This window comes from Streptomyces sp. NBC_00576 (genome assembly GCF_036345175.1).
Lineage (GTDB): Bacteria > Actinomycetota > Actinomycetes > Streptomycetales > Streptomycetaceae > Streptomyces.
Window position 1 is genome coordinate 8,481,299 of the sequence record NZ_CP107780.1, and the last position, 18,291, is coordinate 8,499,589.

Genomic DNA, 18,291 nt, shown 5'->3' on the forward strand with positions numbered 1-18,291 from the left:
TACCGATCCGCCCCTGTGCCCTGTCAGCGGCATCAGGCAGCATGTCCTCCATGTCCGTACTGACGCGCGACGAAGCGCAAGCCCGTGCCACCCTCCTGGACGTCCACCGGTACACGGTCGAACTCGACCTCACCACCGGGGACGACACCTTCGACTCCCGCACCGTGATCCGCTTCGCGGTGACGGCGGGCCACACCGGCGCGGACACATTCGTCGAGGTCAGGCCCGCCGAGCTGCGCTCCGCCACCCTCGACGGCCACCCCCTGGACCCCAGCAGCCTCAGCGACGGCCGACTGCCCCTGACGGGCCTCGCCGAGGGCGAACACGAACTGCGCGTGGACGCCGCGATGCGCTACTCCCGCACCGGCGAGGGCATGCACCGCTTCACCGACCCCGCCGACGACGAGACCTACCTCTACACCCAGATGTCCCTGGAGGACGCGGCAGCCGTCTTCGCCAACTTCAACCAGCCCGACCTCAAGGCCGTCTTCGAGTTCACCGTGCGCGCCCCCGAGGGCTGGACCGTCCTCGCCAACGGCATCACCACCGAAACCGCAGACGGACTCTGGCAGGCCGCCCCCACCCCCCGCATCTCCACCTACCTCGTCGCCGTCGCCGCCGGCCCCTGGCACTCCGTCCGCAGCGAACACCGCGGCCTCCCCTTCGGCCTCCACTGCCGCCGCTCCCTCGCCCCCCACCTCGACACCGACGCCGACGAACTCCTCGACATCACGCGCGCGTGCTTCGACCGCTACCACGAGAAGTTCGAGGAGCCCTACCCCTTCGACTCCTACGACCAGGCGTTCGTCCCCGAATTCAACTTCGGCGCCATGGAGAACCCCGGCCTCGTCACCTTCCGCGACGAGTTCGTCTACCGCTCCGCCGTCACCGACACCGAACGCCAGACCCGCGCCATGGTCATCGCCCACGAAATGGCCCACATGTGGTTCGGCGACCTCGTCACCCTCCAATGGTGGGACGACATCTGGCTCAACGAGTCCTTCGCCGAGTACATGGGCTACCAGACCCTCACCGAAGCCACCCGCTTCACCGACACCTGGACCGACTTCGGCGTCTCCCGCAAAGCCTGGGGCTACGACGCCGACCAACGCCCCTCCACCCATCCCGTCGCCCCCGAAGCCGTCGACGACACCGCCGCCGCCCTCGTCAACTTCGACGGCATCTCCTACGCCAAGGGCGCCTCCGCCCTGCGCCAACTCGTCGCCTGGCTCGGCGAGAAGGACTTCCTCGCCGGCATCAACACCCACTTCGCCCGCCACCGCTTCGGCAACGCCACCCTCGCCGACTTCATCGACTCCCTCGCCGCCGCCACCGAGCGCGACGTCCACGCCTGGGCCGACGCCTGGCTGCGCACCACCGGCGTCGACACCCTCACCCCCCGCCTCACCAACGGCGACGCCGGCGGCCACACCCTCACCGTCCGCCACGACGGCAGCCGCCCCCACCGCGTCGCCATAGGCCTCTACGACCACGACGTCGCCGGCGACGGCACCCTCACCCTCCGCGAACGCCTCGACCTCGACATCCCGCAGGACGCCCCGCACCCCATCGGCAAGCGCCCCGCCCTGCTCCTCGTCAACGACGGCGACCTGACCTACGCCAAGGTCCGCTTCGACCCCGAATCCTTCAAAACCGTCCGCACCGCCCTCTCCGGCCTCCCGGACCCGCTCACCCGCGCGGTCGTCTGGAACGCCCTGCGGGACGCCGTACGCGACGGCCAGTTCCCGCCCGCGGACTATCTGGAGACCGTCCGCGCCCACCTCCCGCGCGAAACGGACCTCGCCCTCGTCCAAGGCGTCCTCACCTTCGCGTCGACCGTCGTCGCCGACCGCTACCTGCCCCCGCAGGAACGGCCCGCCGCCCTCGCCACCCTCGCCTCCCTGTGCCGCGACCTCATCCGCCGCACCGAGGACGGTGACCACCCCGGCCTGCGCCTCATCGCCGTACGCCACTTCATCGCCGTCGCCGCCCACCCCGACACCATCGCCGCCTGGCTCGCCGACGGCACCGTCCCCGGCGGCCCCGAACTCGACCCCGAACTGCGCTGGCGCGTCCTGGCCCGGCTCGCCGTACTCGGCGCCACCGACGAGACGGAGATCGACGCGGAACTCGCCCGCGACCCCAGCGCCTCCGGCCAGGAAGGCGCCGCCCGCTGCCGCGCCGCCCTGCCCGACCCCGAGTCCAAACTCCGGGCCTGGGAACAGATGTTCACCTCGGACGCGCTCTCCAACTACCTCTTCGTCGCCACCGCCCAGGGCTTCTGGCAGCCCGAACAGACCGACCTCACCGAGGAGTACGTCAAGCGGTACTGGACCGACGCCGTCGCCGTCGCCACCCACCGAGGCCCCGCCATCGCCGACGCCGCCGGCCGCTGGGCCTTCCCCGCCCACGCAGTCACCCCCGAGACCCTCCGCCTCGGCGAGAAGTGCCTGCGCGACGCCGCCCCGATACCGTCCCTGCGCCGCAAACTCGCCGACCAACTCGACGACCTGGCACGCGCACTGCGCGTCCGGGAAGGAGCCCGGGAACAGGCGTAACGCCCGGTGGGGCATGGGGGCCCACCCCATGCCCCACACACCTCCCGACGGCAACCCCCGTACCCCCTTTCGGGTTCCGATCGTTGGTCTTCCCGGGCGCGTCGCCCCCGCCCCGTCCAAGCTGGAACTCCCCAGCCACGCGCCCCGGGAGGACCACCATGCGCACGCCGCCCCTCGCCTCAGGCGCCGAAGGCCCCGACGCCCTGCGGCCGTTGCTCGACACGGTCCTCGACGCGCTCGCGGACGGCGGACACGCGCGCGGCGGCCCCCTCCCCGCCGGCGGCCCCGAAACCGTCGCCCAGCGCATACGCGACGCAGTCGGTGACGTACTGCCCGACAAGGGCGACCCCAACGCCCTCTACGACCTCGTACGCGCCCTCGCCGAAGGCGCCGCCGACCCCGCCCACCCCCACTGCGCAGCCCACCTCCACTGCCCGCCCCTCGCCGTCGCCACCGCCGCCGACCTCGCCGCCAGCGTCCTCAACCCCTCCCTCGACTCCTGGGACCAGGCCCCGGCCGCCTCCGAACTGGAAACCCTCGTCACCCGCACGCTCGCCGCCGAGACCGGCGCCGCTGACGCCCTCGTCACCACCGGCGGCACCGAATCCAACCAACTCGCCCTGCTCCTCGCCCGCGAGACACACCCAGGCGTCCGCCTCGTACACGGCGCCAACGCCCACCACTCCCTGCCCCGCGCCGCCTGGCTCCTCGGACTCCCCGAACCCGTCACAGTCCCCGCCCCCGCCGGCACCCTCGACCCCGCCGCCCTCGACGAGGCACTGACGGAACTGCCCGGCCCCCGCGGCTCACTCCTCGTCGCCGCCACCGCCGGCACCACCGACGCCGGACTCATCGACCCGCTGCCCCAGATCGCCGCCCTCTGTGCAGCTCACGGCGCCCGGCTCCACATCGACGCCGCCTACGGAGGCGGACTCCTCTTCAGCGAACGCCACCGCCCCAAACTGACCGGCCTCGAACACGCCGACACCGTCACCCTCGACCTGCACAAACTCGGCTGGCAACCCGTCGCCGCGGGCCTCCTCACCGTAAAAAACCCCCACGACCTCACCGCACTCGCCCACCACGCCGACTACCTCAACGCCGACGACGACACCGAAGCAGGCCTCCCCGACCTCCTCGGCCGCTCCCTGCGCACCACCCGACGACCCGACATCCTCAAAATCGCCGCCACCCTCAAAACCCTCGGCCGCGAAGGACTCGGCGCCCTCGTCGACCAGGTCTGCGCCCACGCCCACGAGTTCGCCCGCCTCGTCCAGACCCACCCCGGCTTCGAACTCCACGCCCCACCCACCATCAGCACCGTGCTCTTCCGACCCGGCGAAGCGACCGACGACGCCGTCGCCGACATACGCCGAAAACTCCTCCACGACGGCCGCGCCGTCCTCGGCCGCGCCCACCTCGACGGCCGCCTCTGGCTCAAGGTCACCCTCCTCAACCCCCACACCCGGCCGGACGACCTGGCCGCACTCCTGAAGCTGGTGGAAGGAAACACCTCCTGATGACACCCCCCACACCCCCCACGCCCGCCGACAGCCCAGCCGCCACCCCCGCCCGCCCCGACCCGAACGCCCCCCACGACCTCGTCGGCATCGGCATCGGCCCCTGCAACCTCTCCCTCGCCGCGCTCGCCCAGCCCCTCCCCGAACTCGACACCGTCTTCTACGAACAACACCCCCGCTTCGACTGGCACCCCGGACTCCTCATCGACGGCTCCACCGTCCAAGTCCCCTTCCTCGCCGACCTGGTCACCCTCGCCGACCCCGCCAGCCCCTGGTCCTTCCTCAGCTACCTCAAAAGCCGCGACCGGCTCTTCCCGTTCTACTTCGCCGAGCGCTTCCACATGCAACGCGCCGAATACGACGCCTACTGCCGCTGGGTCAGCCAGAACCTCCCCCGACTCCACTTCGGACACCAGGTCGACGCCGTCCGCTGGAACCCCGAACGAGACGTGTTCGAAGTCGACTTCACCCAACTCGACGCCGACGGAGAAGCCGAAGCACTCGGCCGGACCTACACGAAGAACGTCGTCCTCGGCATCGGCAGCGAACCCCACATCCCCGAACCCCTCAAACCACTCGTCGAAGCCCCCACCGTGCCCGTCCTGCACGCAGCCGACTACCTCGCCCACCGCGACCGGCTCCTCACCGCCGAACACATCACCGTCATCGGCTCAGGACAGACCGGCGCCGAGATCTTCCTCGACCTCCTCCGCCACCGCCCCGCCGGCCGCGAGAAAATCCACTGGCTGGGACGCACCGAAGCCTTCGCCCCCATGGAGTACTCCAAACTCGGCCTCGAACACTTCACCCCCGACCACACCCGCTACTTCCACGCCCTCACCGAACCCGTACGCGACCGCCTCGTCGCCGCCCAATGGCAACTCCACAAAGGCATCAGCGCCGACACCATCGCCGCCATCCACGACGAGCTCTACCACCGCACCCTCCACGGCGGCTGGCCCGAAACCGTCCTCACCCCCGGCGTCCACGTCCGCACCGCCGGCCGCGTCGCCACCACCAAAATCGAACTCCACCTCGAACACACCCAGCAGGGCACCCGCTCCCGCCTCACCACCGACGCCGTCGTCCTCGCCACCGGCTACCGCGACCGCCCCCTCGACCGCATCCTCGCCGGCCTCGACCCCTACCTCCGCCGCGACAACGCCGAACGCCCCCGCATCGACGAACAGTTCAGACTCGTCCTCGACCCCGCCATCACCGGATCAGGCAGCCACGTCTACGTCCAGAACGCCGAACTCCACACCCACGGCGTCGGCACCCCCGACCTCGGACTCGTCGCCTGGCGCAGCGCCGCCATCCTCAACTCCCTCACCGGCAACACCCCCTACCCCCAGCCCACGAGAACCGCCTTCACCACCTTCGGCCTCGAACAACCACTGCCCGCGGTCCCCACCCCCCGGCAGAGCCAGGAACGAGAAAAGGGCCAGCACCATGTGCTGACCCCCCTCGTCGACGGAATCTGACGCAACCCGCCGCCTACCGCAGACCGGTGACTAGAAAACCGGCGTACCGTCCCGCGTCAACTTCCAGTCCACCGACGCGAACTCCTTCGGATCCAGCACACCCTTCGCCGTCACCCACTCGGAGATCCGCGTCCGGATCTCCGTCGACTCCGACCACAACTCCTGCGCCGACGCCACATGCGGGAACGCCCCACCACCGTTGGCACGGTAGTTGTTCACCGCGAACACGAACTGCTGGGTGTCATCCAGCGCCACACCGTTGTAGCTGAGGTTCTTGATCCGCGAACCGACCGCCTGCGCGATGTCGATGTCGTACGTCACCCCCGACACATAGTCGTAGTTGTAGTCAGGCCGACTCCCCGCGTTGGTCAACTTCTCCACATCGACCACCGCGCCCGCCGCCGTCTGCACGAAATACTGCGCCGAGTACTCCAGGTACGCCCGCACCTGCGCACCCGTCAGCAACTTCGCGACCAGCGTGTTGTCGTACACATACAGACTCGACAGATCCCGGATCGTCACCTCGCCGGCCGGGATCTCCGACGTCCGCGAGAACGGCGACGCCTGCGCGATCACCGGCAGCGACGCATACGACGTCCCCACCAGCGCCGCCTTCACGACGTCCTCCTGGACCTTCGTGATCAGGTCGATGATCGGAGCGTCCTTGTAACGCGCCTCCACCGTCGTCAACGTGTCCGTCGCCGTACCGACCACCTGATTGACGTACGCCACGACCACATCGTGCTCGTCCTTCAGCAGCTTCGTGATCCTCGGATCGTCCGCGACCGTCTTCGAGTCACGCACAGTCGCCGAGACCGACTCGACAGCCCACTTGCCCTTCTCGAAAACCAGCTCGACATCGAACAACGACAACCGCTCCGCGTACGCCAGCGGCTCCGACAGCACCACCGTCTTCCCGGTCGCCGTGTTGGTGACCTTCAGCTCGGCGATCTCCGTGTGCGCGTGCCCCACCAGAATCGCGTCGATGCCCGGCACCTGCTGCGCCACGAGCGCCGCCGAGTTCTCGACGTACGGCAGCTGGTCACCGTACGAAGAAGTCCCCGACGACCCCGAGTGCGCCGACACCACAACAACATCGGCGCCCATCGAACGCAGCTTCGGCACCCACTTCGCCGCCTGCTCCTCCAGACCCGGGAACGTCAGCTTCCCCTGCACATACGCCTTGTCCCAGATCGCGATACCCGGGTTCGTCAGCCCCAGCACAGCCACCTTGACCGGCGGAGCACCCTTCACCCGGAACGTCTTCATGAAGTACGGAGGGAAAGCGGGCTTCAACGTCTTCGCGTCCAGCGCGTTCGCACCCAGCAGCGGGAAACGGCACTGCGACTCGAACTTGCGCAGCGTCTCGATGCCGTAGTTGAACTCGTGGTTGCCGAGCGCCACAGCGTCGTACCCGATGGCGTTCATCGCCTGCGCCATCGGATGCACCGGACCACCCTTGGCGGTGATCGGGTCCACCTTCGCGTAGTAGTACGTCAGCGGGGTGCCCTGAATCGTGTCGCCCGCGTCGAGCAGCAGCGTGTTGCAACGCCCCTTCTCCCTACGCACCTGCTCCACCAGCGTCGAGATACGGGCCAGCCCTTGCGCGTTGCCCTTCGCGTCGGTGTACTCCGCGTTCTTGAAGTAGTCCCAGTTGAAAATGTGCCCGTGCAGGTCGGTCGTGCCCATCACGGTCAGGGAGTACCGCTTCCCAGGCTTCACGGGCTTCTTCGCCTCCGCGGCCTGCGCCACCGGAGCCGCGACAGCACCGGTCAGCGCCACCCCCGCCCCGGTCACAGCGGACTTCGTCAGGAACTTCCGGCGGTTCAACGGCATGTTTCGGGCTCCTCGGGGAATGGTCAACGACGCGCGTAGATTCTGACCCGAGCATGACCGACGGCAACAGCCCCCGAAGGTTTCGATCTGGTGACCGGCGGACTCCACAACGCGATCCGCAACCGCCCTACGAGTGTCAGAGTGGGACGTATGACCTCCACCCCGGAGCACCCCACCGCCGTCCCCTACGGCACCCCCGACGCCCCCCGCATCGCCGTCCGCGGCGAAGCCCACCTCGAAGTCGACCCCGAGATCGCCCGCATTGGCATCACGGTCGGCGCAAGGGGCACGGACCGCCGCTCGGCACTGGCCGACCTCACCCGCCGCAACACCACCGTCCTCGACCTGGTGAAAACATACGGCGACGCCGTGGAACGCCTCGACACAGGAGCCTTCTCCATCGCCCCGGAACTCACCAAACACGGCCGCGGAGAACGCGTCCGCGCCTACCACGGCCGCGTCCACCTCACCGCCGAACTCACCGACTTCACCGCCCTCGGCGAACTGACCAGCAAACTCGCCGACCTGGACCTCACCGGGGTCGACGGCCCCTGGTGGGCCCTGCGCCCCGATTCCCCGGCCCACCGCGACGCCCGCCGACAGGCAGTGCGGGAAGCGGTGCAACGGGCTCGCGAGTACGCGGAAGCCCTGGGCACCACCTTGGCGGCCCTGGTGGAACTGGCGGACGTGGGCGCCGAGGCCACACAGCCCATGGGGTACGAGGCCCAGTCACGCTCCCTGCACCGCGCGGCCTTCGCCGGCGCAGCGGTCGCGGACGAGGCGGCACCACTCGACCTGGAACCGCAGCGCCAACAGGTCTACGCACAGGTGAACGCCCGCTTCACCATGGTGCCGCCGCGGCTGTGAACAAGGGCGAACAGGCCGCTCAAATGCTCATCAGAGCGACGCCGCGCACACTTAAACGGTTGTCAACAACCCTTCACGCAACGGTTGTTGAGTAGTCATGCGGCGCCAATTCCCTACCCACCGGTAAGGCCTACGCTCGAAGTATGCGCCGAGCAAAGATCGTCTGTACCCTGGGCCCCGCCACCGACTCGTACGACCAGATCAAGGCACTGGTCGACGCCGGAATGGACGTAGCCCGCTTCAACCTCAGCCACGGCACCCACGCCGAACACGAGGTGCGCTACCAGCACGTCCGCAAGGCCGCCGACGAAACCGGCCGCAGCATCGGCCTCCTCGCCGACCTTCAAGGCCCGAAGATCCGACTCGGCCGCTTCACCGAAGGCCCCGTACTCCTTGAACGCGGCGACACCTTCACCATCACCGTCGAAGAAGGCATCGAAGGCACCCAGCACATCTGCACAACCACCTACGCAGGCCTCGCCACCGACGTCACCCCCGGCGAACGCATCCTCGTCGACGACGGCAAAGTCTGCCTCGAAGTCACCGCCGTCGACGGACCCCGCGTCCACACCGAAGTCGTCGAAGGCGGAGTCATCTCCGACCACAAAGGCCTCAACCTCCCCGGCGTAGCGGTCTCCGTCCCCGCCCTCTCCGACAAGGACGAAACAGACCTGCGCTGGGCGCTGCGCACCGGGTTCGACGTCGTCGCCCTCTCCTTCGTCCGCAGCGGCCGCGACATCGACGACGTCCACCGCATCATGGACGAGGAACACCGCCGCCTCCCCGTCATCGCCAAGGTCGAGAAGCCCCAGGCCGTCGACGCGATCGACGACATCGTCGCCGCCTTCGACGGCATCATGGTCGCCCGCGGCGACCTCGGTGTCGAGATGCCCCTGGAACAGGTCCCCATCGTCCAGAAGCGCGCGATCAAACTGGCGAAGCGCAACGCCAAGCCGGTCATCGTCGCCACCCAGATGCTCGACTCGATGATCGAGAACTCCCGCCCGACCAGGGCTGAAGCGTCGGATGTCGCGAACGCGGTCATCGACGGCACGGACGCGGTGATGCTGTCCGGCGAGACGAGTGTGGGCAAGTACGCGATCGAGACGGTCCGTACGATGGCGAAGATCGTGGAGGCGGCCGAGGAGGACATCCTGGCCAAGGGCCTCCCTCCCCTCACGGAACGCAACAAGCCCCGCACCCAGGGCGGAGCGGTGGCCCGTGCGGCGGCCGAGATGGGCGACTTCCTCGGCGCGAAGTTCCTGGTGGCGTTCACCCAGTCCGGCGACACGGTGAAGCGCCTGTCCCGGTACCGGTCCCCGATCCCGCTCCTGGCCTTCACCCCGGACCCGGCGACCCGGTCCCAACTGACGCTGACATGGGGAGTGGAGACGTTCCTCGGCCCGCATGTCGAGTCGACGGACGCGATGGTCGACCAGGTGGACGAGTTGTTGTTGAAATACGGGCGGTGCCAGAAAGGCGACGTGGTGGTGATCACGGCCGGCTCGCCGCCCGGGGTTTCCGGGTCCACCAACCTGGTGCGCGTGCACCACATCGGCGAGGACGACAGCCCCAAGTAGGCGTCCACTGAAGGGCCCTTCGCGGGTCAGTGCTTCGGGCCCACGTGGGCGTCCATCAGGGCTACGGAGGCTTTGCGGGCGACGGAGATGTTCTGGGCGTTCGGTTGTTTCCAATCGACCCCGACTTTGTCGAGGGTGTCGGTGTAGAGCCGCCTGATGTCGGCCGAGAGGTTCGTGAAGAAGTAGCGCGGATACTCGTAGCGCTTGCGTTCACCGGCGATGACCTTCTCGGTCCAGTTGGTGATTCGGCAGCCGTCGGAGTGGACGAGTCCCCGGATGAACTCCCATGGGTGCGAGTCGACGATTGCCTGCTGCCAGTCGTCGAGAACGATCCGGCGCTCGTGCTTCTTGCCGGGTCCGTGCTGTGGGAAGAAGCAGGGCCAGTGGGCGCTGTAGCCGACCACGGAAACGTAGCCCTGGGCTTGGACTCGGTACGCGCGCTTTCCCGGGTTGAGCGTCTGTACGGCCGCTTCGCACGCGTCGATCAGACCGGGCCACGCGTCCGCGCACGCGATGCGCAGGTAGTGCCCCGTGCGCGGATGGGCGCTGATACACCCGTCGCCGAGGTACAGGCCAAGCAGGTAGGAATAGGCGGCTGTGTCTTCGGGGTGGCTCGGGACAGGCCGACATCGGACGCACGGGCTCACCTGCATACGCGGTAACGGGTCCATTCGCGTCTGCCAGGAGCGGATCGCGGCCCGGGATATCCCCGTCTCCTTGCTGACGGAGTTCAGGCTGCGTCCCTGACCCACCAGCACCAGAGCTCGCTTGCGAGTGCCAATGTCGTACATGCGGACAGCCTGTGGGAGTGATCGCGGCGACGCGCAGCAAAAAGCGGATGTTCACCAGAACGGGAACATCCGCTTCTTGAGGGAAACCTTGGAATTCAAGGAAAAGTGCCCCAGGTGGGATTCGAACCCACACTGTCCGCTGTTTGAGAGCGGCCTCTCTAACCGGTTGGAGTACTGGGGCCTTAGAAAGGAAGAGGGAGTGCGACCCCTCGGGCACCCACCTTACCGCAGCTAGGTACGCTCTTGGGAGCAGCACCCCTGCCCTGATCAAGGAGCCCCCGTGACCGCCCCCGAGTCGCCCCAGCCCGCAGACGCGCCCGACGACGACAAGTCGCACGTGCCTCCGCTGACGACCCGTGTCGTCATTGCCGAGGACGAGGCGCTCATCCGGCTCGATCTCAAGGAGATGCTCGAAGAGGAGGGCTACTCCGTCGTCGGCGAGGCCGGTGACGGTGAGGAGGCCGTGGAGCTGGCCCGGCTGCACCGGCCCGACCTCGTCATCCTCGATGTGAAGATGCCCAAGCTCGACGGCATCTCGGCGGCCGAGAAGATCGCCGAGGAGTCCATCGCTCCGGTGCTGATGCTGACCGCGTTCTCGCAGCGCGACCTCGTCGAGCGGGCCAGGGACGCCGGGGCCATGGCGTACCTGGTGAAGCCGTTCAGCAAGAGCGATGTCGTGCCGGCGATCGAGATGGCCGTCTCGCGCTTCAACGAGCTGCGGACGCTGGAGAAGGAGATCGAGGATCTCACTCAGCGTCTGGAGACCCGCAAGCTGGTCGACCGTGCCAAGTCGGTCCTGCAGACGGAGTACGGGCTGTCCGAGCCCGCCGCGTTCCGGTGGATCCAGAAGACGTCGATGGACCGGCGTATGTCGATGCAGCAGGTCGCGGAGGCGGTCATCGCGGACGCCGAGGAGAAGAAGGCCGCCAAGGGCTGACGCAGCCACAGACGGGCGTACGAGTACCGCACACGAGGAGGCCCGCACCCCCTGAGAACAGGGGGTGCGGGCCTCCTCGTGCATACCGTCGTCGAAGGACTCAGTCCTCGCCGAGGTACGCCTTTCTGACCGAGTCGTCGTGCAGCAGGTGCTGGCCGGTGCCGGAGAGCACGATGTTGCCGACTTCCATGACGTGTCCCTGGTCGGCGAGGGAGAGCGCCGCCTGGGCGTTCTGCTCGACGAGGAGGATGGTCGTGCCGGATGCCTTGAGTTCGGCGATGGTGGCCATGATCTTCTGCATCATGATCGGGGAGAGACCCATGGAGGGCTCGTCGAGCATGAGCAGTTTGGGCTGGGACATCAGGGCGCGCCCCATGGCGAGCATCTGCTGTTCGCCGCCGGAGAGGGTTCCCGCGGCCTGCTTCCTGCGTTCCCCGAGGATGGGGAAGAGGTCGTAGGCGCGCTGGATGTCCTTCTCGATGCCTGCCTTGTCGGTGCGTAGGAACGCTCCGAGCTGGAGGTTTTCGGTGATCGTCAGCCGGGGGAAGATGTGGCGTCCCTCGGGTGAGTGGGCGAGGCCGAGGGCGACGATCTTGTGGGCGGGGACGCCGGTGATCGGCTTGCCGTCGAAGAGGACGCGGCCGCTGCTGGGCTTGAGGAGCCCGGAGAGGGTGCGCAGGGTGGTGGTCTTGCCGGCGCCGTTGGTACCGATGAGGGTGACGATCTGGCCGGCTTCGACGGTGAAGGAGATGCCCTTGACGGCTTCGATCTTGCCGTAGGCGACCTTGAGGTCTTCGACCTCTAGCAGCGCGGTCACTTGGCGGGTCCTTCCGTGCTGGTGTTGCTCGGCGCTCCGGCGGCTTCGGCCGCTTCGACTTCGGCGATCTCTTCGGCGCCGGGGGCGCCTTCGAAGGGTGTGCCGAGGTAGGCGGCGATGACGCGGTCGTCGTTCTGGACGACTTCCGAGGTGCCTTCGACGATCTTTTCACCTTGGACGAGACAGGCGACGCGGTCGCTCAGGTTGAAGATGAAGCGCATGTCGTGCTCGATGACGAGGACGGCCATGCCTCGGTCGCGGATGGCGAAGACGAGGTCTTCGGTGGCCCGTGTCTCCTGGGGGTTCATGCCGGCGGTGGGCTCGTCCAGGAGGAGGAGGCCGGGTTCGCTTGCCATGGCCCGGGCGATTTCGAGCTTGCGCTGTTCGCCGTAGGGGAGGTTGCGGGAGAGGTGGTCGGCCTTGTGGGCGAGGCCGATGAACTCGAGGAGTTCCATGGCGCGTTCGCGGGAGGTGGCTTCGGCTTTGCGGAAGCCGGGGCCGCGGAGGATGGCCGACCAGAGGCCTTCCTTGGTTCTGGTGTGGCGGCCTACGAGGACGTTTTCCAGGACGGTCATGTTGGCGAAGAGCCTGATGTTCTGGAAGGTGCGGGCGATGCCGGCGCTGGTCACGAGGTGGGGCTTGGGCGGGAGGACCGTGCCCTTGTAGGAGACCTTGCCTTCGGTGGGGACGTACAGGCCTGTCAGGCAGTTGAAGAAGGTGGTCTTGCCTGCGCCGTTGGGGCCGATGAGGCCGACGATCTCGCCGCTGTTGACGGTGAGGTCGACGTTGCGTACGGCGGTGAGGCCGCCGAAGCGCATGGTGACGCCGGTGGCTTCGAGGACGGGGCTGGTGGCCGTGGTGGTGGTCATGCGGGTCACGCCCCTGCCTTGGTGACGCCGACGGTGGTGTCGGGGAGGCCGGTTTCTGGGGTGTCGAGTTGGTCTGTCTCGTGGAATTCGAGCTGGCGGCGCCGGTTGGCGATGATGCCTTCGGGCCGGAAGCGCATGAGGACCACGAGTGCGATGCCGAAGGCGAAGAGCTGGTACTCCTTGAGGAAGCCGAGCTTCTCGGGGAGGAGGTAGAGGAGTGTGGCGCCGAGGATGGGGCCGTTGACGGTGCCCATGCCGCCGAGGACTACTGCGGCGAGCAGGAAGGCGGAGTTCGGCGGGACGGAGCCGGCGAACTGGTAGGGGGCGGGGTTGACGCTGTAGCCGACGTGGGCGCTGACCGTGCCGGCGAGGCCGGCGAGGGACGCGCCGAGTGCGAAGGCGATGAGCTTGACGCGGAAGCCGTTGATGCCCATGGCGGTGGCGGCGGTCTCGTCTTCGCGGATGGCGATCCAGGAGCGGCCGATGCGGGAGTCCGCTGCCCTGTTGAAGACGACCACGACGATCGCGGTGATGATCAGCATCAGCAGGAAGTAGTTCGCGAACCGGCCGAGGGTGATCGAGCCGATGTCGTGTGAGGTCCCGAAGTTGAAGCCGAAGATCTCCAGGTCGGGGATCATCGAGATGCCGTTGGGGCCGTTGGTGACGTTCGGGCCGGAGGTGCCGTCGAGGTTGTTGACGGTGATGCGGAAGATTTCTCCGAAGCCCAGGGTGACGATCGCGAGGTAGTCGCCGCGCAGTCGCAGGGTGGGGGCGCCGATGAGGACGCCGAAGACGAGTGAGGCGAGCATGCCGGTGAGCATGGCGGCCCAGAAGGGGAACTGGACGCCGGAGAACCGGGAGAACTCGGAGCCGGAGACCAGGGCCGCGGCGTAGGCGCCGACGCCGAGGAAGGCGACGTATCCGAGGTCGAGAAGTCCGGTGAGGCCGACGACGATGTTGAGGCCGAGGGCGACGGTGGCGACGACGAGGATGTTCACGCCGATGTTGGCGTTGTGCTCGTCGTTCTCGACGAAGGGGAAGAGCGCCGCGGCGAGGAATGCCATGGAGGTGGCGAATCCCTTGTGGCGGGCGTTGAGTTCCGAGATGCGGTCGAAGAGGCCGGCGGTGAGCAGTGCCCAGGCGCCGAAGACGACCAGCAGCAGGTAGCCGAGGAACGTTTCGCTGGCCTCCGGGTCGACGCCGATGCCGTAGGCGAAGACGACCAGCGCGAGGGCGGTGGCGGCGGAGATCACGAGGCGTTCGACCCAGCCGGGGAGGCTGCTCGCCGCGGGGATGTTCTCGGGCTTGGTGAGGTAGCTCTTGAACGTGTCGCCGGGCCGGGGGAGCGCGAGGGCGCCGAGCAGGGCCACCAGTGAGGAGATCGCGGCGACGTAGGCGCCGGGGTCGAGGGCTACGAGGCCCTTGAGGTCGACGGCGATCGCAATGGTGGTGAACCAGCTGACGGCGAAGGCGGAGGCGGCGGCGAGGGCGACGGGCGCGGTGGCGCCTGCCGGGTTGAGCCAGTTGAGGCCGCGTACGTTCCAGCAGGTGAGCGCGTACAGGAGGGTGAGGATGCCGGCGACGAGGGCGAGGATCTGGAGTCCGGCCGGGGAGCCGTAGTAGGTGAGGTCCCCGGGGAATTCGGACGTGTAGGTCCACGACATGAAGGTGCTGGCGATGGTGCCGACGGCGCCGATGGCGATGAGAGCGCGGGCGGTGCTCTGGGGGAGTGCGATGAGGCCGCGGGGCGTGGCCGTGGTCTTGTCGGTGGTTGCCATGGTTCTCACGCCCTGTCCGCGACGCGTTCGCCGACCAGGCCTTGTGGCCTGAACAGCAGTACGAGGATGAGGAGGACGAAGGCCCAGACGGATGCCCAGCCGCCACCTCCGAGCTGCTGCATGCCGGGGATGCCGTCGATGTAGGAGGTGGCCATGGTTTCGGCGAGGCCGAGTACGAGGCCGCCGATCATGGCGCCGTAGATGTTGCCGATGCCGCCGAGGACGGCGGCGGTGAAGGCCTTGAGTCCCATCTGGAAGCCCATGTCGTACTTGACCGAGCCGTAGCGCAGGCCGTAGGCGACTGCGGCGACTGCGGCGAAGAACCCGCCGATGGCGAAGGCGATCACGATGATGCGGTTGGTGTCGATGCCCATGAGCTGGGCGGTGTCGGGGTCCTGCGCGGTGGCCTGCATGGCGCGGCCGGTGCGGGAGAGGTTGACGAAGAGGGCGAGGGCTGCCATGCACAGGGGGGCGGCGACTATGACGAATACGGAGCCGCTGCTGACGCTGATGGAGCCGAGGTGCCAGGGGCCGAAGTCCAGCTGGGGGAAGTTACGGTCGGTCTTGGCGTCGGGGTACCAGTTGAAGACGGCCTGCTGGAGGGCGAGGGAGAGGCCGATGGCGGTGATGAGTGGTGCGAGGCGTGGCGCTCCGCGTAGTGGTCGGTAGGCGAAGCGTTCGGCGCCGACCGCGATGAGGACGGAGACGAGTCCGCCGCCGATGAGCATGGCTGGTAGGGCTAGCCACATGGATGTGTCGTCGGGCAGGACGAAGAGATAGACCGTGAGTGCGCCGAAGCCGCCGGTCATGAAGATCTCGCCATGGGCGAAGTTGATGAGCTGGACGATGCCGTACACCATCGTGTATCCGATGGCGATCAGCCCGTACATCGAGCCGAGGAACAGCCCGTTGGCCAGCTGCTGCGGCAGAGTGTTCACCGCATGGCCTCCATGTGGGTGGTGGGGAGTGGAGCAGGGCGTGAAGCGGGCCGCGCGGTGACGTGTGGTCGTGGCCGCGCGGCCCGTGGGTGGTGCTAGCGGCGGTGGAGATCAGCCGTTGAACGTGCCGCTCTTGACGGCCTTCCATGCGCCGGAGACGACCTGGTAGACGGTGAGCTGCTTGTTGGTGGTGTCACCGTACTCGTCGAAGGCCACGGGGCCGGCGATGCCGTCGAACTTGGTCTTCTGTACCTCGGCGACGATCTGGGCGCGGGCGTCGTCCGGGACCTTGCCGTCCTTCACGACGTTGCCGATCGCCTTGATGATGGCGGTCGCGGCGTCGTAGGAGTAGCCACCGTAGGTGCCGTAGTCGCCCTTGAGGCCGGAGGCCTTGTACTTCTTGATGAAGTCCGCGGCGGCGGGCAGGGAGTCGACGGGTGCGCCGACGGAGGTGACGAGGTCACCCTCGGAGGTCTTGCCGGCGGACTCGATGTAGGTCGGGGTGAACATACCGTCACCGCCGAAGAGCGGGATCTTGGCGCCGCCGTCCTTGAGCTGCTTGGTGAGCTTCTCGGACTCGTCGTACTGGCCGCCGTAGTAGACGAGGTCGGCCTTGGAGTTCTTGATCTTGGTGACGAGGGCCGAGAAGTCCGTGTCGCCGGTGTTGACGTGGTCCTCGCCGGCCACCTTGCCGCCGGATCCGGTGAAGCCGGCCTTGAAGAGCTTGGCCAGGCCCGCGCCGTAGGTCTGCTTGTCGTCGACGACGAAGACGTTGCGCTTCTTGAGCGTGGTGTACGCGTAGTCGGCGGCGAAGCCGCCCTGGAGGGCGTCGGTGGTGGCGGTGCGGAAGTACGTCTTGAAGGGGCGCGACTTCGCCGTCTGCCAGTTCTTGCCCTGGGTGAGCTCGGGCGCAGTGTTGGAGGGCGAGATCTCGACCAGGTTGGCGGTGGCGAAGACCTGCTGCATCTGGGTGGCGACGCCGGAGTTCAGCGGGCCGACGACGCCGAGGACCTTGTCGTTGCTGACGAGCGCGGTGGCGTTCGACTGGCCCTGGGCCGGGATGGCCTTGTCGTCGAGCGCCTGGACCTTGAAGGTCACGCCGGGAACGGTGTTGTTCTTGTTGGCGTCGTCGACGGCGATCTGCACGCCACCCTGGATGCCGAGGCCCGTGGCGGAGTTCGCGCCGGTCAGCGGGGCGTCGACGCCGATGATGATCTCGGTCTTCTTGTCGCTGTCGCCTCCGCTCTCGTCGCGCGAACCGCAGGCGGTCAGTGCGAGTGCTCCGGTGGTGAGCATGGAGGTGAGTACGACCAAAGAACGCTGACGCACGATTAAATCCTCTCCCTGGCGCAGCGGCCCTGCTGGGCTGCCGTGTGTCTCGCCGGGCCGTACTGGGGGGTGGGGCAGGTCGTGCTGTAGACGCGCCCGGCGGCGCGGTGACTGGCCGTGACTCTAAGCCCCTCGGTGGGTGGGAGCATATGGGAGGGCTTGCTTGTGACTTTCTTGTTATGACGTGCCGGTTGGTGATCCTTGGCGAAGGTTGATCTCGGCCAGTTTGGCCGGAATTACTTTCTGTCCATATTTTGAGAATCTGCGTGTCCGGTTGCCTCTGCCTGTGGCCTTGTGCTTGGCCGCGGGGGCAAGGGGTGGCAGGCCGCGTGGAGGAGCTGTGTGAGGTCGTCGGGGTAGGCGCCGCCGAATGTGAAACTCTGATGTTGTATTGCGCGTGTGTTACGCAGCGTTACGTCAAGAAACGGGAGATCCGCGTCAAGGGGGAGGTCCGCGCAGTCGACCACGGATATCTGGACGGTGATCCGGCGGGTGGTCCCGGCGTTGATTGTGGAGGTCTGCGCGGGAGAGATGCGGGCGGTGAGACCGTCGAAGCCGGTGCCGGTGACGCGCAGGGTGACGGGTGGCCCGCTGTGCACGGTCACCGCGAACCGGAACAGGCCGTTGGCGGGCGTGGAGTCGAAGGTCGCGGCGAGTCCTGTGTACCGGAACGTGGTGACGTTCGCGGGCCAGGGCATGGGGGTGAGGGTGGTGTTGGTGGGGGAGGAGGGGTTCGGGGGCAGGAGGGCGATGACTGCGGCTGTCGCGGCGGCGAGCGCGGCGGTGCCGAGAACGGCTCTGCGAACGCGTGTCGGCAGGGCCTGCCAGCGGTCCGTGAAGCGTGGTGTGTCGGCACCGATGACTTCGTAAGTGTCTTGCGCATCCGACGAGTTGACGGGCTCGACGGGGCCGATGCCGGTCATGGTCGCAGCCTCATGGGGGAACGGTAGTGGGGGGGTGAGGGGCGGACAACGGGGCGCCGACCTC

At 67.9% G+C, this 18,291-nt stretch carries 14 protein-coding genes and 1 tRNA gene; 6 read left to right on the plus strand and 9 right to left on the minus strand.

Annotation, left to right across the window (positions count from 1 at the left end; translation table 11 throughout):
- Window positions 1-41: 41 nt before the first annotated feature.
- The 3 genes from pepN (at window position 42) to OG734_RS36910 (ending at window position 5,562) form a co-directional block, all read left to right on the plus strand.
- Window positions 42-2,558 carry an aminopeptidase N gene (gene pepN / locus OG734_RS36900; protein ID WP_330291765.1) on the plus strand — a complete coding sequence of 839 codons (2,517 nt, stop codon included), beginning with the start codon at window positions 42-44 and terminating at the stop codon, window positions 2,556-2,558.
- A 158-nt stretch (window positions 2,559-2,716) separates the two neighbouring features.
- Window positions 2,717-4,078 carry a pyridoxal phosphate-dependent decarboxylase family protein gene (locus OG734_RS36905; protein WP_330291766.1) on the plus strand — a complete coding sequence of 454 codons (1,362 nt, stop codon included), beginning with the start codon at window positions 2,717-2,719 and terminating at the stop codon, window positions 4,076-4,078.
- Complete coding sequence (locus tag OG734_RS36910) at window positions 4,078-5,562, plus strand: lysine N(6)-hydroxylase/L-ornithine N(5)-oxygenase family protein (protein ID WP_330291767.1); 1,485 nt, start codon at window positions 4,078-4,080, stop codon at window positions 5,560-5,562. Before OG734_RS36905 ends, OG734_RS36910 begins: the two co-directional genes overlap by 1 nt.
- A gap of 30 nt (window positions 5,563-5,592) precedes the next feature.
- Here OG734_RS36910 and OG734_RS36915 read toward each other — a convergent pair whose 3' ends face one another.
- Window positions 5,593-7,398, minus strand: coding sequence for a bifunctional metallophosphatase/5'-nucleotidase (locus OG734_RS36915; protein ID WP_330291768.1), 1,806 nt, complete (start codon window positions 7,396-7,398; stop codon window positions 5,593-5,595).
- A gap of 150 nt (window positions 7,399-7,548) precedes the next feature.
- Between OG734_RS36915 and OG734_RS36920 the strand changes: the two genes are divergently transcribed.
- Entirely contained in the window at window positions 7,549-8,265 is a 717-nt protein-coding gene (locus OG734_RS36920; RefSeq protein WP_330291769.1) for an SIMPL domain-containing protein, read from the plus strand.
- 143 nt (window positions 8,266-8,408) lie between these two features.
- Window positions 8,409-9,845 carry a pyruvate kinase gene (gene pyk, locus OG734_RS36925; RefSeq protein ID WP_330291770.1) on the plus strand — a complete coding sequence of 479 codons (1,437 nt, stop codon included), beginning with the start codon at window positions 8,409-8,411 and terminating at the stop codon, window positions 9,843-9,845.
- A 26-nt stretch (window positions 9,846-9,871) separates the two neighbouring features.
- On the opposite strand, the gene OG734_RS36930 is transcribed toward pyk, so the two are convergent.
- The gene (locus OG734_RS36930; RefSeq protein ID WP_330291771.1) at window positions 9,872-10,636 is read right to left on the minus strand and encodes a transcriptional regulator; all 765 of its coding nucleotides are present in this window, start codon (window positions 10,634-10,636) and stop codon (window positions 9,872-9,874) included.
- A gap of 106 nt (window positions 10,637-10,742) precedes the next feature.
- Window positions 10,743-10,817: transfer RNA gene (locus OG734_RS36935), tRNA-Leu, on the minus strand.
- A gap of 99 nt (window positions 10,818-10,916) precedes the next feature.
- Here OG734_RS36935 and OG734_RS36940 point away from each other — a divergent pair.
- Complete coding sequence (locus OG734_RS36940; protein ID WP_330291772.1) at window positions 10,917-11,573, plus strand: ANTAR domain-containing response regulator; 657 nt, start codon at window positions 10,917-10,919, stop codon at window positions 11,571-11,573.
- A 100-nt stretch (window positions 11,574-11,673) separates the two neighbouring features.
- Here the strand turns inward: OG734_RS36940 and OG734_RS36945 are convergent, their stop codons facing one another.
- The 6 genes from OG734_RS36945 to OG734_RS36970 all read right to left on the minus strand — a co-directional run bounded on the left by OG734_RS36945 (window position 11,674) and on the right by OG734_RS36970 (window position 18,227).
- A complete protein-coding gene (locus OG734_RS36945) occupies window positions 11,674-12,390 on the minus strand; it encodes an ABC transporter ATP-binding protein (protein ID WP_330291773.1) in 717 nt (238 codons plus the stop codon).
- Window positions 12,387-13,268 carry an ABC transporter ATP-binding protein gene (locus OG734_RS36950; RefSeq protein WP_330291774.1) on the minus strand — a complete coding sequence of 294 codons (882 nt, stop codon included), beginning with the start codon at window positions 13,266-13,268 and terminating at the stop codon, window positions 12,387-12,389. Before OG734_RS36950 ends, OG734_RS36945 begins: the two co-directional genes overlap by 4 nt.
- Window positions 13,265-15,037: a branched-chain amino acid ABC transporter permease gene (locus OG734_RS36955; protein WP_330291775.1), complete on the minus strand. Its 1,773-nt coding sequence runs from the start codon at window positions 15,035-15,037 to the stop codon at window positions 13,265-13,267. The genes OG734_RS36950 and OG734_RS36955 overlap by 4 nt, the downstream gene beginning before the upstream one ends.
- 5 nt (window positions 15,038-15,042) lie before the next feature.
- Entirely contained in the window at window positions 15,043-15,975 is a 933-nt protein-coding gene (locus OG734_RS36960) for a branched-chain amino acid ABC transporter permease (protein ID WP_330291776.1), read from the minus strand.
- A 111-nt stretch (window positions 15,976-16,086) separates the two neighbouring features.
- Window positions 16,087-17,304 (minus strand): branched-chain amino acid ABC transporter substrate-binding protein, encoded by a 1,218-nt coding sequence (locus OG734_RS36965; protein ID WP_330291777.1) that lies wholly within the window; start codon window positions 17,302-17,304, stop codon window positions 16,087-16,089.
- A gap of 236 nt (window positions 17,305-17,540) precedes the next feature.
- Window positions 17,541-18,227, minus strand: coding sequence for a hypothetical protein (locus OG734_RS36970; RefSeq protein ID WP_330291778.1), 687 nt, complete (start codon window positions 18,225-18,227; stop codon window positions 17,541-17,543).
- Window positions 18,228-18,291 lie beyond the last annotated feature (64 nt).